The sequence below is a fragment of the Saccharothrix sp. AJ9571 genome (assembly GCF_021725495.1).
GTDB lineage: Bacteria > Actinomycetota > Actinomycetes > Mycobacteriales > Pseudonocardiaceae > Amycolatopsis > Amycolatopsis magusensis.
The window spans coordinates 4,218,715-4,230,826 of record NZ_CP091382.1; the positions used below are offsets into that span (position 1 = coordinate 4,218,715).

At 72.7% G+C, this 12,112-nt stretch carries 11 protein-coding genes; 6 read left to right on the top strand and 5 right to left on the bottom strand.

What is annotated here, in order from left to right; translation table 11 throughout:
• Nucleotides 1–17: 17 nt before the first annotated feature.
• Nucleotides 18–683: a DUF4097 family beta strand repeat-containing protein gene (locus L3Q67_RS19350; RefSeq protein WP_499190812.1), complete on the bottom strand. Its 666-nt coding sequence runs from the start codon at nucleotides 681–683 to the stop codon at nucleotides 18–20.
• A 222-nt stretch (nucleotides 684–905) separates the two neighbouring features.
• On the opposite strand from L3Q67_RS19350, the gene L3Q67_RS19355 reads away from it, so the two are divergent.
• Entirely contained in the window at nucleotides 906–1,628 is a 723-nt protein-coding gene (locus L3Q67_RS19355; RefSeq protein WP_499191580.1) for a helix-turn-helix domain-containing protein, read from the top strand.
• Between the two features lie 44 nt (nucleotides 1,629–1,672).
• Here the strand turns inward: L3Q67_RS19355 and L3Q67_RS19360 are convergent, their stop codons facing one another.
• On the bottom strand, nucleotides 1,673–1,801 hold the full coding sequence (locus L3Q67_RS19360) for a hypothetical protein (protein ID WP_281068347.1): 129 nt from the start codon (nucleotides 1,799–1,801) through the stop codon (nucleotides 1,673–1,675).
• Nucleotides 1,802–1,936: 135 nt separating this feature from the next.
• Complete coding sequence (locus L3Q67_RS19365; protein ID WP_499190813.1) at nucleotides 1,937–2,863, bottom strand: GlxA family transcriptional regulator; 927 nt, start codon at nucleotides 2,861–2,863, stop codon at nucleotides 1,937–1,939.
• A 412-nt stretch (nucleotides 2,864–3,275) separates the two neighbouring features.
• Here L3Q67_RS19365 and L3Q67_RS19370 point away from each other — a divergent pair, with 412 nt between their 5' ends.
• Nucleotides 3,276–4,481 (top strand): sigma-70 family RNA polymerase sigma factor, encoded by a 1,206-nt coding sequence (locus L3Q67_RS19370; protein WP_499190814.1) that lies wholly within the window; start codon nucleotides 3,276–3,278, stop codon nucleotides 4,479–4,481.
• Nucleotides 4,482–4,563: 82 nt separating this feature from the next.
• On the opposite strand, the gene L3Q67_RS19375 is transcribed toward L3Q67_RS19370, so the two are convergent.
• Entirely contained in the window at nucleotides 4,564–5,325 is a 762-nt protein-coding gene (locus L3Q67_RS19375; protein ID WP_499190815.1) for a hypothetical protein, read from the bottom strand.
• 27 nt (nucleotides 5,326–5,352) lie between these two features.
• Nucleotides 5,353–6,456 (bottom strand): PA2928 family protein, encoded by a 1,104-nt coding sequence (locus L3Q67_RS19380; RefSeq protein WP_499190816.1) that lies wholly within the window; start codon nucleotides 6,454–6,456, stop codon nucleotides 5,353–5,355.
• A gap of 243 nt (nucleotides 6,457–6,699) precedes the next feature.
• Here L3Q67_RS19380 and L3Q67_RS19385 point away from each other — a divergent pair, with 243 nt between their 5' ends.
• From L3Q67_RS19385 to L3Q67_RS19400, 4 genes are read left to right on the top strand one after another with little or no spacing between them, the layout of a single operon-like run.
• On the top strand, nucleotides 6,700–7,944 hold the full coding sequence (locus L3Q67_RS19385) for a hypothetical protein (protein ID WP_499190817.1): 1,245 nt from the start codon (nucleotides 6,700–6,702) through the stop codon (nucleotides 7,942–7,944).
• The gene (locus L3Q67_RS19390; protein WP_499190818.1) at nucleotides 7,941–8,930 is read left to right on the top strand and encodes a hypothetical protein; all 990 of its coding nucleotides are present in this window, start codon (nucleotides 7,941–7,943) and stop codon (nucleotides 8,928–8,930) included. Before L3Q67_RS19385 ends, L3Q67_RS19390 begins: the two co-directional genes overlap by 4 nt.
• Complete coding sequence (locus tag L3Q67_RS19395) at nucleotides 8,927–10,591, top strand: hypothetical protein (RefSeq protein ID WP_499190819.1); 1,665 nt, start codon at nucleotides 8,927–8,929, stop codon at nucleotides 10,589–10,591. The genes L3Q67_RS19390 and L3Q67_RS19395 overlap by 4 nt, the downstream gene beginning before the upstream one ends.
• A complete protein-coding gene (locus L3Q67_RS19400) occupies nucleotides 10,585–11,778 on the top strand; it encodes a CHAT domain-containing protein (RefSeq protein ID WP_499190820.1) in 1,194 nt (397 codons plus the stop codon). The genes L3Q67_RS19395 and L3Q67_RS19400 overlap by 7 nt, the downstream gene beginning before the upstream one ends.
• Nucleotides 11,779–12,112: the final 334 nt, after the last annotated feature.

A 12,112-nucleotide genomic window follows, 5' to 3' on the forward strand; every position in this document is an offset into this window, starting at 1 on the left:
TGGTGCTCCTTCGAGGTTCAGAGGCTGCGGGCGGTGATGTCGCCGTAGGCCGTGGTCGCGTGGATGGTCAGTTCGACGTCGCCGCCGGTGTTCTTGAGCGAGTTGTGGATCCGGCCGGTGGGGGTGCCGGCGTCCAGGGAGGCGGACACCCCGGCGGCGGCGTCGACCGTCACGTCGCCCACCTCGGTCCGCAGCACGACCTCGCCGCGCACGGCCTCGGCGATCCGGATGTCGCCCTTGCCGGTGCTGATCTCCGCGGGCCCGGTGAGGCGGCCGACCGAGACGTCACCGGCGTGGGAGGTGAGGCGGACGCTCGCGGCCTCGTCGAGCTTGACCTCGCCGTGCGAGCCCTCGAAGGTGACGTCGCCGAACCGGCCGACGCCCCGGAAGTCGGCGCTGGCGGCCTTCGCTTCGACGTGGGACCCGGCGGGCAACTGGACCGTCACCTCGATGGAGCCGGAGGCGCCGAGCAACTGGTTCTTCGCCGAGGCCTCGATCCGCAGGACGCCGTCGCGGAATCCGACCGTGGTCTGCTCCGCGACCTTCACGTCGCGGCTCTTCGAGGCGTCGGCGGGCTGGATGTCGACCGCGGTGTCGGCCCGGTCGGCGGCGATGAACTGGACGCGGCCGGCGGGGATGTCGAGGACCGCGGTGATGGGGGCGGGGGATTCGAAGGTCTTCATGGTGTTCAGCTCCTGTGCTCGTTGTTTCCGATGATGGAAAGCTACGTTGCGTTCATGAATCGGGCAACGAGTTCGTTGCAGTGAAAACAGATAACTGCACTTCAACGTCCTGAGATCATTGCAATGGACGTGAATCTAACGCAACATGACGGTACATGTCGTTGCAATGGAAGGCTGGTGAACGCTATGCTGCGCGCACTACGGAGCACGGAAGGGATCGCGATGCCGGGAGGCAGGCTCACCCAGCAGGAACGCCAGCAGATCGCGCTGGGCCTGGCCGACGGCCTCGCTTACGCGGAGATCGCCCGGCGGCTCGACCGGCCCACGTCGACGATCACGCGTGAGGTGATGCGCAACGGCGGCCCGGCCGCGTACCGGGCGGATTTGGCGCACCACGCCACCGAACGCCGTGCCCATCGGCACCGGCAGGCCGCGCCGCGCCGGGCTGGGGCGCCGCCGCGGGCGGACGGGCGTGACGCCGAGGCGGTGCGTGAGTACGAGGAGACGTACACGACCCTGCTCATGCAGTCGGGTCTGCCCAAGATGATGGCCCGGGTGCTGACCTGCCTCACCACGAGCGACTCGGGCAGCCTGACCGCGGTCGAACTCGTGCAGCGGCTCCAGGTCAGCCCGGCTTCGGTGTCCAAGGCGGTCGCGTTCCTCGAAAGCCAGGGGCTACTTCGCCGGGAACGCGACGACCGCCGCCGCGAGCGGTACATCGTGGACAACGACGTCTGGTACCAATCGATGGTCGCCAGCGCTCAATCGCACGCGCTGCTCGCCGAGACCGCGCGGCAGGGCGTCAACGTCCTCGGGTCCGGCACTCCGGCCGCCGTTCGCATGGAGAACATCGCCCGCTTCATCGACTTCGTCGGCGAAAGCATCGCACGCGCCGCTGAGCAGGCCCGGGACATCCTGCACACGAAACCCGTGGACCGGAACTGAGCCGTGGCCGTCCAGAAGTGCTGGTCGGCCACGGCCCGGTTACCTCACTGGCAGGCTTCGCAGTCGGGGTCGTCGATGCGGCAGGCGGCCCCATCGGTGAGCGGGAAGTCGAAGTCGTCGAGCACCGGTACGACCGGCGAGGTGGACGCTTCCTGCGGTGCGGCTGTGGTCATGTCACTCCCTTGCGTGCGAATGAGCTACACCACGGTGTAGCGCTGAAGATCGGCTGGCATTCCGTGACGCACGCCACTGCTCAGGGCACCCGGAATCCCCGGCGCGCAGGGCCTGGACGAACTCCGCCCGGGACACTAGGAAACGCGGAACGCCCGCCGGTAGGCGCCCGGGGTGGTGCCCACCTGGGTGCGGAAGCGGCGGCGCAGGTTGACCGCCGAGGTGAAGCCGACGCGGGCGGCGATCGCGTCCACCGGCAGGTTCGTCTCTTCCAGGAGGGTGCGTGCCTCGGCCACGCGGCGGGACAGCAGCCACGCGCCGGGGCTCGTGCCGAGCTGGTCGGCGAAACGGCGGGCCAGCGTGCGGGGCGAGACGTTGAGCCGCATGGCCAGTTCGGCCACCGACAACGGGGTGCCGAGGCGTGCGTCGGCCCATTCGAGCAGGCCGTCGAGCGCGTCCTCGGGCGGGACGTACTGCACCTGGCCGCCGTCGCGCTGCGGTGGCATCACCATGTGCCGGGCCAGGAGAGCGGCGTGCGCGGCGCCGTGGTCCCGGCGGACGAGGTGCAGGCACAGGTCGATGCCCGCGCCCGCCCCGGCGCTGGTGGCGACGTCGCCGTGGTCCACGTAGAGGCGGTCCGATTCCACGCTGACGCGGGGGAATTCCCGGCGCAACCGGGCGGCGCGACCCCAGTGCGTGGTGGCCGACCGGCCGTCGAGCAGGCCCGTGCGGGCGAGCGCGAACACGCCGGAGCAGATCGAGACGAGCCGTGCCCCGCGGGCGTGGGCCCGCAACAGCGCACGGTGGACGCGCGGCGACAGCGGCGCCTCCACCGGTGCCCAGCCGGGAATGATCACGGTGTCCGCGTCCGCGAGCGCCGACAACCCACGCGGCACGGCGATCGTGTACCCGGCCGTGGTCGGCACCTGGCCGGGCGTTTCGGTGCAGACCTCGAACTCGTAGTGCTGCGGCACCCCGGCTCGATCCGTGCCGAAGACCTCGGCCGCGCAGCCGAGTTCGAAGGTCGACTGCACCGGCCGTACCAGGGCCACCACGCGATGCATGGCCTGAAAGTACCCCATGGTGTCTTTGTCGACACGATCCTCGGGCGGGAGGGCCGCACCTCCGCCGCCGTCGGCGAAGCCCCTGTCCGGCAACTGTTCCCGGGCATCCACTGGCGTCCACTGTGGACAGACATGAACGGACGCCGGTCCCTCACGGCCCCGCCGAGACGTCCGCGACTCGGACCGGAGGGGGCTAGCCATGTCACGAATGTGGCTTTGGGAGCCGATTCCGCTCCGAAAGCCACATTCGTGTCACGAGCGCGTCATGCTGCCGGTCACCGGGAAAGCGGGGTCGGGGAGCCGTCCGGGTGATCATGCGGTAGATGTGGTCCGGGCCACACTCTTCTCGCAAGGCGTCATAACGGGCGGGTGTCGGCACACCGGTAATCGAGTGCCTACCCGGGAGTGCGCGATGTGGGAGCAGGACGGGGCGTTGGACGAGGTCCAGCTCGATGCCGTCCGCGACGGTGACTTCGGGGCCTGTGACGTGCTGTTCCGCCGCCACGCCCCGGCCGCTCGGCGGGCCGCGGCGCGCTGGGTGCGCGACACCGCCGAGTGCGAGGACCTGGTGGCCGAGTCGTTCGTGCGGGTGCTGATCGCCGTGCGGTCCGGCGCGGGGCCGCGGCAGGAGTTGCGGCCCTACCTGCTGACCACGATGCGTCACCTGGCCATCAACTGGCAACGCCGCCACGCCCGGATCGACCTGCGCGAGGAGGTGCCCGACCGGATCGTCGCGGGCACCGGCGCGGACGAGCTGATGGTCCGCCGCTGGCAGGCGGGACTGGCCTGGGCCGCGTTCTGTTCGCTGCCTGGCCGCTGGCGGACGGTGGTGTGGCACACCGAGGTCGAAGGGACGCCCGCCGCGGAACTGGCGCCGTTGCTCGGGGTTTCGCCGAACGGTGTCGCGGTGCTGGCGATGCGCGCCCGCGAAGGGCTGCGCCGGGCCTACCTCCAGGTGCAGGTGCCGGACACCAGCAGACCCGAGTGCGGCGAGATGCGCGCGGACATGGGCGCCTGGGTGCGCGACGGGCTGTCGCCGCGGCGGTCCGCCCGGATCGCCGCGCACGTCGGCCGGTGTGCGGACTGCCGGGCGGTCGCCGCCGCGCTGACCGAGACCAACCAGGAACTGCGGCCCGCGCTGGCCCGGCGGCACGCCGGTTCCGTGCTGGTCTCGCTGTCCGCCGGGATGGCGACCGGCGGCGGCAAGGTCGCGGCGGTGGTGGCCGCCGCCGTGGTGGCGGTCGCGGGCGGCGGGGTGCCGCTCCCGTCGCTGGCCCCGGCCCCCGTTCCCGAGACGGTGGTCTCGGCACCGGCGCAGCCCCAGCCCACGGGTGCGGGTGCGCGGGTCTACTCCGTCCGGCCGGTCGCCGCGCCGTCGCCCGCCCACCCGGCGGATTCCGCAGAGCGGACCGGAACGGCAGTCGATCTCCACTCGGCGGAGAGGCCCGAGCCGAACAGGGCGGCGTGTTCCGGCCGGGGGTGCGGTCATGCGAAGGCGGACAAGCCGAACAGCGGAGGCGGGAACAAATGGGCAGGCGAAACGGCACCGCCGGGGCAGGCCAAGCCGTCCAAAACGCCGCCGGGGCAGCAGAAGAAGAAGGAACGCGGCAAGGGGTGATCGTCGGAACCACGCGGGTCCCCGATCCGCGCCGGCGACCTCATCGACGTGCCGGCCACCCCCGCCGCGGTCCTTTGTGGACTCACGGCACCAGGCTGGTGACCACCGCGACCTCCGACTCGTCGTGCGGCAGGTAGCGCACCCCCACCACCATGCCCGGCTGCACCTGGCCGACCGCGACCGGCGGCAGCTTCTTGTCCTGCGCCACGTCGAAGCTGGTGCCGTCCGCCCTGGTCACCCGCAGGCCGAGGCGCACCTCGGAGCGGCCGTCCCCGGTCTGCCCGGTCGGCGTCATGCTCAGCACCAGCGCACTGCCCTCGACGCCCTGTTCGGCGATGCGCAGCTGGTTCGGCGTCATCCAGCCCTTCGCCAGCTGCACGCGGTTGAGCGCCGCCTGCAGTTCGTGCTGCGGGGCGTCGGTGGCGAGCACCACCCGGCCGTCGGGCAGGTACCGGACCGGCAGCGTCGCGCCCGGCTGCACGGCGGCGAGATCGGTCAGGTCGACGATCTGCCGGGCCGACGAGGGGAACGACCGCCCCTCCGGCGTGTCCACCCGCAGCTGGATCTCCAGCTGCGGCTGGTCGTTGACCACCAAGCCGGTCCGGGCGACGCCGGTGACCGTGCCCATCCCGATCGGCGCGCCGTGGAACTCCTTCGGCAGGCCGCCGAAGATCCCGCCCAGGCCGCGGGTGAAGGCGAACGGCAGCCCGGCCAGCAGCAGGAACGGTCCGCACACCCAGCCGTTGAGCCAGGCGAACTCGTCGTCGCCCGTCAGGCCGACGGCGACCCAGATCGCGGTGCAGACCAGGCCGGCGAACAGGGGGAGGAGAAGTAGTGCCCTCATGATATTTCCTTTCGTGGGTAAGGGGTTTCAGGCGGAGCCGAAGAGGTCGGAAGCGCCGATTTCGAGTGGGATGACCGAGCCGTCGCCGCGGGCCAGCACCACCGCGTCACCGGCGGTGACCACCGTGGTCCCGTCCGGGCCGACGACCGCGCTTTCCGGCGCGGAGCTGATCGGAAGCGAGCCGGTGACCTCGCCGGTCGCCAGCGAGACCAGGCTGAGCCCGAGGCCGGTGTCGTTCAGCGAAAGCCGGTGCTGGACCAGCACGTGCCCGGTGGCGGCCCCCGCGGCCGTCCCGTCGGCTATGACGAGCCGCGCCTGGGGGAACGCGGTCTCACTGACCTGGATCTTGCGGCCGTCCTCGGGACCGCGGAACAGCACGCTGCCCAGCTCGCCGAATCCCACGTCCTCGAGCACGACCTGTTCCGAGGAACTGGGCAGCAGTCCGGCTTCGTTGCCGGCGACCTCGAAGGTGGTGGAGCGCGGCCTGTCGGCGGACAGGCGATCCGCCCACGCCGAAGCGGTCTCCTCGTCGACCGTGACGGCCTTGGTCTGGTCCAGTTCGATTGCCCGCACGGCACCGGACGACGTCAGCGCGAGGATCCGGCGGCTCTGCGCGTCGTAGGCGTACGCGGCCCGGGACGTCAGGTACGCGCCGTCGAGGCCCGGCACGTCCTCCCCCTGGATCTCCACCGAACCGTCGCTCAGGTCGAGGATCATCAGCCCGGAGTCGGTGGCGAGGTAGGCGTAGTCCCGCCCGGCGCCGAGCACCGAAGCCTCCCAGATCAGCTCGTCCGAGAGCTGCGTGTCCCACAGCACCTCGTCGGAAGCCGGGTCCACGGCGGCGAGCCGGACCTGGAACATGTCCTGCGTCAGCAGCTGGAACATGCCCCGGGCGCCCTGCCGCTCGTACGGTACGAGCACCACGTCCCGCCCGCCGAGTTCGGCGAAGGCGACGCCCGGCTGCGCGCGGATGCGCGCTTCCGGTGAGACGAGGTAGGAACCGCCGAAGAACAGCAGGGCGAAGATGCCCAGGAAGGCCACCATCGCCAGCGGGACCGGCTTGCGACGGCGGCGCGGCGGCGTGTCGTAGAGCGACGGGGCCGGGGCGTACTGCGGTGGGTTCTGGTACATGGGTGAAGCTTCGGCGCGACTGCCCGCCTACCGGTCCCAGAAACGGTTCGGCGGCCCGATCATCGACTGGGCGCTGTCCTGTGAGTCTGGTAGATGGGCTTCGTGATCCAGGTGGTTCCTGGCGGTGCGGGCGGGTCGGCCTCGTACTGGCCGTACTCGGCCGCGCCCGCCCGTGCCGCCAGGGGCCGCCTGGGCGCGAAGAGCGCTAGCGTGACTTGCAGGACAGCGCCTAGGCTCAGCCGGGTGACCACCGCGACCGCCACGCTGCCCCGCGGCCTGGTGATCGCGCAGGCGTGGAGCGAGCTGGGTGACGCCGTCGCGCCGCTGAGCAACGCCGCGGGCCGCCCGCTGACCCGCACGGTGAAGCTGCTCCTCGAACCGCTGGTGCTGCGCCCGGTCCGCAATCCCGAGTTCGCCGCGGGCGCGGTCGCCATCGAGCACGTCGACGCCCTGCGCGCGCGGATCGCCGAGGCGGGGCCGGTGCTGGCCGCGACGGCGAGTTGGTTCGTGGCGCTGAAGTCCGAACGCCGGCGGCTGCGGCTCACCGACGGCAATCCGCAGGACCTCTACTTCCAGCGCTGCTTCGAACTGGCCACCGGACACGGACCGCCGGGACCGGACGCGGCCTCGATCGCCGCGGCGACGCTCGCCGAGGTGCACGGTCAGGACGGCCCGACCGTCGGCGCGCTGCGCGGTTTCCTTTCCGACGCGGCCAACGCCGGGGAACTGACCCGGCTGATCGAAGCGACTTGGGCCGCGATGACCGTGCCACGCCCGGAACCCGTGCCCGCCGCCGTGGTGGCGTTCCTCGCCACCTGCGCGACCGCGCCCGACCACCGGACGTTCCAGGCGCTGGTCGCCGGCTCGGCGGGCAGCGCGTGGGCCGCGGAACTGGATCGGCCGGGTGTAGCGCAGGCACACGGGCTGACCGATCGCGACCGGCCCGCGCGGCCCGAACTCGGGGAGCGCGCGTCGAAGGCGAACCTGCCCAAGCCGTTCGACCGGTCGATCCTGGAACGGCTGTTCGCGCCGCTGACCAACACCTTCCTGCGTGCCGGGCTCGCGGAAGTGCCCGTGCTGGTGCGGCAGGAGATCGCGCGCTCGGCCGGGCCGTGGCAGCTCGCGGACGAGGTGAGCCGCGTGGTCATGGTCCTCGGCCGGGAGGCGTCCGCGGACCTCGCCGGGGTCACGACGGGAGAGCCGGGCAGCGCCGCGGCCCGGCTGCGGTCCCGGTGGGAGCGCGAGGCGTACGTGCACCGGGTCCTGCGGATGCCGTCGGCCGCGCCACCGGGTATCCGCGCGGACGTGCGTGACGTGCGTGCCGCCTACCTGCGGCGGTTGTGGGTTCGGGTGCACGGCCGGGAACTGCGGCGGGACGAGGTGACCGCCGACCAGGTCTGGAACGTGCTCGACGGGGTGTTGCGCTCGGTCATCCTCGACCAGCGCGATCGGTTGCGGGCGGCGCTGGAGCGGGAGGCCGGGGCATGAGGGTGTCGCGTGTGGCGGGTCTGGTGGCCGGTGCCTGGCCGGACCTGCCGGAGACCACGGCGCTGCTGGAGGCCTCCGGCGCGGTGCTGGCGTGGGACGTGCTGGCGGACGGGCCGGTGCCCGCCGCACGGGTGCACGACCCGGAACTGGCGTCGGACTGGCTGTGGGAGATCTACGGTTCGGCGACGGACGGCATCCTCAACGGGGCCGAAGAGGTGAACGTGCCCGTGGACGGCGACTGGCGGGTGCGCGCGGCCTGCCGGATCGTCGCGCAGCTGAACTGGGTGGAGGCCTGGTGGCCCGCGTCCGCGGTCGCGGGCGTACCGGCGGTGGACCCCGTCACGCTGCACGCGGAACGCGCGATCAACCTGTCCGTTGTGGAGCACTTCCTGGACGACCTGGACGCGGTGGTGCGCGCGCTGGCCACGGTGCCGCCGGAGGTGCACCCGGAGCTGGCCGCGCGGATCGAGGCGCTTTCCGAGGACTACGGCGTGGTGCGGCCCGCCGCCGCGGTGCCGAGCCAGGCCGATTACGCCCTCGCCGCGGGTGGCGGCCCCGGTTCCCCCGGCATCACCGTGCTGACCGGTTCCTCCACTGTGGACTGGACGCTCGTGCCCGCCGGGGTGCTCGACGCGGCCGCGCCCGCGGAATGGGCCGTGGTGCGGCGGCAGGGCACGACGGCGCTGGACGTGGCCGTGACGCCGGGACCCCGGCCGGGGCCGCGACTGGCCGCCCGGTTCGGCGAAACGGACGTGGGCCTGGACGAGGTCGACGACCTGGGCCGCTTCACCGGGTCCGCGCCGGTGCCGCCCTCGGTGCTGATGCTGCCGCCGGAACGACGGGTGGTGACCGTCTACGCACCCGGCTTCGCCGAACCCTCGGCACTCGCTCCCGGCGCCGAAGAGCGACAGGCCGCGATCATCGCCTACGCGCGTTCCCGGGTCGGGTCCGCCACCGCGACGCTGACCGAGCGGACCGCGCGTTGAGCGAGTGGTCCGACCTGCACGACCAGGGTGTGCAACTCGTGGCGGACGGCGATCTCGACGGCGCGCGGGCCGCGCTGGAAACCGCGGTCGCGACGGCGGCGGTGGAGGATCGCGCGCAGGCACTGCTGAACCTCGCGCACGTCGTGGACCTGGCGGGGGAGCGGCAGCACGCGGTTGACCTGATGACTGAAGCGCTGGCCGTGGCGCAGCAGCCGTTGCGGGCGCTGATCGTCGCGGCCCGCGCGAGCCTGTTGCCGTGGCTGGACCGGTGGGACGAAGCGTGGTCGGATGTGGCGGCGGAACTGGAGGAAGCCGATTCGCCGCAGCAGGTGGCCTTGCGGCACAGCCGGTCCGGGCTGCTGATGGTGGCGGGCCGCCTGGACGAGGCGAAGACGGAAACAGTGGCGGCGCTGGAGCTGGCCGAGTCGCACGCGCCCGAGTACCTCGGTCCGCTGCACGCCGACCTGACCTCCACCCTGCTGGCCCGCGCGTGGGAGCACCACGCGGAAACCCGGCTGCCCGAGGCGCTGGCGGAGCTGAACGAGGCGGCGGTGCACGCGGCACACCTCGGTGAGGACGCCAAGCTGTTCACCGGCACCATCGCCGCCATGCGTGCCCGCGTGCTGGTGACCGGCGGGTCGTACGCGGACGCGGCCGACGCCGCGCAGGTCGCGCTGGAGCACGCGCACCTCATCGAGCCGTCGATGGTCGCCTCGGTGCATTCGACGCTGGCGGAGGTCACCAGCGGCACCGGTGACCTGGCCGGGGCCGTCGAACACCTGGCGCTGGCCCGCGAACTGTCCGCGATGGCGGGCGACAGCGAGGGCGAGTTCACCGCGGTGCTGAGCACAGCGCGGCTGGCGTACCTGGCCGCCGATGCCGAGCGGGCGGAAGCCCTGTACGGCGAAGCGGAGTCGCTGGTCGCCGATGATCCGCGACGGCTCGCGATGTGCCTGCACGGGCGGGCGGCGGTGGCCGTGCTGACCGGCCGGGCCCGGGAGGCGCTCACGCTGGCGGACCGTTCGCAGGCGTTGTTCGGGGAGTCGGCGACCCCGCTGGAACTGGTCGCGGTGCACCAGGTGCGCGGCTCGGTGTTCGAGGCGCTGGGCGAGTTCGCCGACGCCGAATCCTGTTACGCCGAGGCGGCTGCCCACTGCGACGCGGCCGGGTGGTGGCACGTGGCGCTGGGCATGGCGTGGTGGCGCACGGACGCGCTCGTGCGCCGGGCCGCGGCGGTCACCGGTGCCGAACGGCGGGCGATCAGCCTGCGGGCGCTCGACCTGGGGCTGCCAGCCGCGCTGGCGGCGGAGGCCGTGCGGCAGCGCTTCCCGCACGGCCCGCTGCGGGAGCGGTGGGTCGCGCTGGCCGCCGCGCCCGCGACGCGTTCGGCGTTGCTGGCCATCCGGGCGGTCGAAGATCCGTTGCTGGCGGCGGAATACCTCGACCACCTCGCCGGCGCGGTGTCGCTGCACGCGGAAACCGCGGTGGCCCGCGATGAACTGGTCTCCCTGCCCGAACCGCCGGCTGCCGGCGGCTTCGAACTGCCGCCACGGGTGCGGGTCGACCCGGCGGTACCGTCCGGTTTGGACGCGTGGATCGACGTGACCGAGCAGCGGTACGGGTTTCCGGTGCGCTCGGGCGGAGCGGTGGCGTCATGGTGACCGTGCAGCTGAAACTGGTCGACGCGGGGGACCTGTACTACACGTGGCGGTGGGAGCACCAGCCCGCCGAACCACGGGTGATCGTCGTGCCGCGGGAGCTGGTCCAGGGCACGCTGGACGAATGGGCGGCGGCCGTGCCGTCGCCGTTGCCGGGGGAGAGCGCCGCGCAGGCGCTGCGGCGCTCGCTCACCCACGGTCCGCTGGTGGACCGGGAACGGGAGATCGCGCTGGCGACCAGGTTGTCCAGCGCGTTGCTGCCGCACCGGCTGGCCGGTGAGCTGAATTCGCTGTTGTCCCAAGGGGTTCGGCCGCACCTGCGGATCCAGCCGTCCCCGTCGACGGCTCAGGTGCCGTGGGAAGCGCTGCACGTCGACGAGGGCGAACGGGCGGTGCACAACGTCGACATCTCCGTGCTGGCCCCGGCGACGGTGAGCAACGCCCAACACCGCCGCGTGGTCCCGTTCGATCCACAAGGGGCGGTCGTCGGCGTGCTGGACCCGCGCGTGCCCGGTTTCCCCGACGCGTCGGCCCTGGGGTCGGTGCTCGGCGAGGTGACCCCGGAACTGGCGGCGCTGGCCACGGGCGGGGTGCGCCGGGACGACGCCGACCGGGAGTACTTGGAGGAGGCGCTGGGCACGGCGTCGCGGTTCCTCTACGTCGGGCACGTGACCACCGGGGAGCACGGGCTGGACGCGCGGATGCACCTGTCCTGCACCGCGGACACCACCGGCCGGGCGGCGCCACTGGGCGCGCACCGGCCACTGACCGCCGCGGACCTCGTGCTGGGCCACCGCCCGGGCCCGGCGCGGCCGTGGCGGATCCCCGCGCGGGTGGCGCTGGTGGCCTGCGAAAGCGGCGGGGACCTGCGGTTCGCCGAGCCCACCGGCCTGGTCACGGCCATGGTCCACGGCGGTGCCGAGCACGTGACCGCCACGCGGTGGACCCTGCCCACCGACGAGGGCCTGGCACGGCTGGTCCCGGACTTCCCGGCGGCCACCCCGGTCCTCGGCCCGGCCGTACTCGCGGTCGACGCCGCCCACCGCGCCCCGGACCCCGTTGCCGCCCTCAACGACTGGCAACGCGCGATGGCGACTCGATGGGAAACGACCGGGGACCTGAGTTGCTCGCCGCTCGTATGGGCCGCTTTCACCACAACCTGGGCACCACGCCGGTCTTCTTCGGCTTAGCTGGGGAGTAGGTGGGAGTCCGCCCCGGTTTTTGATTGTGACTACGGCTGGGGCTTCGATGTCAAGGCGGGAAAGATGCCTTGACATCGAAGCCCCAGCCGTGTTTTTGGCTGTGGACCGGGGTGGGGTTTGGGCGGGTGCTCCCGGTGGGTGCCCTGGGCGGCGGCGTGTGGGGGTGGGGTGGGGGTCTGGGCGGGTGCTCCTGTTGGGTGCCCGGGTGGCGAGTGTGTTGGGGGCGGTGACATGGCTGCTGGCGGGGGGGCACGGCACCTGTTCTGTGGGCTGGTGGGGTGCTGGGCCGTTTCGTCCGGCTTGGGCTGGTTTCCTCGGGTAA

Bases quoted from the DNA above. Each gene is read 5' to 3' on its own strand.
- L3Q67_RS19355 (WP_499191580.1), top strand. From the start codon at position 906: ATGCCGGGAGGCAGGCTCACCCAGCAGGAACGCCAGCAGATCGCGCTG.
- L3Q67_RS19390 (WP_499190818.1), top strand. From the start codon at position 7,941: ATGAGGGTGTCGCGTGTGGCGGGTCTGGTGGCCGGTGCCTGGCCGGAC.
- L3Q67_RS19360 (WP_281068347.1), bottom strand. From the start codon at position 1,801: ATGACCACAGCCGCACCGCAGGAAGCGTCCACCTCGCCGGTCGTACCG.
- L3Q67_RS19380 (WP_499190816.1), bottom strand. From the start codon at position 6,456: ATGTACCAGAACCCACCGCAGTACGCCCCGGCCCCGTCGCTCTACGAC.
- L3Q67_RS19375 (WP_499190815.1), bottom strand. From the start codon at position 5,325: ATGAGGGCACTACTTCTCCTCCCCCTGTTCGCCGGCCTGGTCTGCACC.
- L3Q67_RS19350 (WP_499190812.1), bottom strand. From the start codon at position 683: ATGAAGACCTTCGAATCCCCCGCCCCCATCACCGCGGTCCTCGACATC.
- L3Q67_RS19400 (WP_499190820.1), top strand. From the start codon at position 10,585: ATGGTGACCGTGCAGCTGAAACTGGTCGACGCGGGGGACCTGTACTAC.
- L3Q67_RS19370 (WP_499190814.1), top strand. From the start codon at position 3,276: ATGTGGGAGCAGGACGGGGCGTTGGACGAGGTCCAGCTCGATGCCGTC.
- L3Q67_RS19365 (WP_499190813.1), bottom strand. From the start codon at position 2,863: ATGCATCGCGTGGTGGCCCTGGTACGGCCGGTGCAGTCGACCTTCGAA.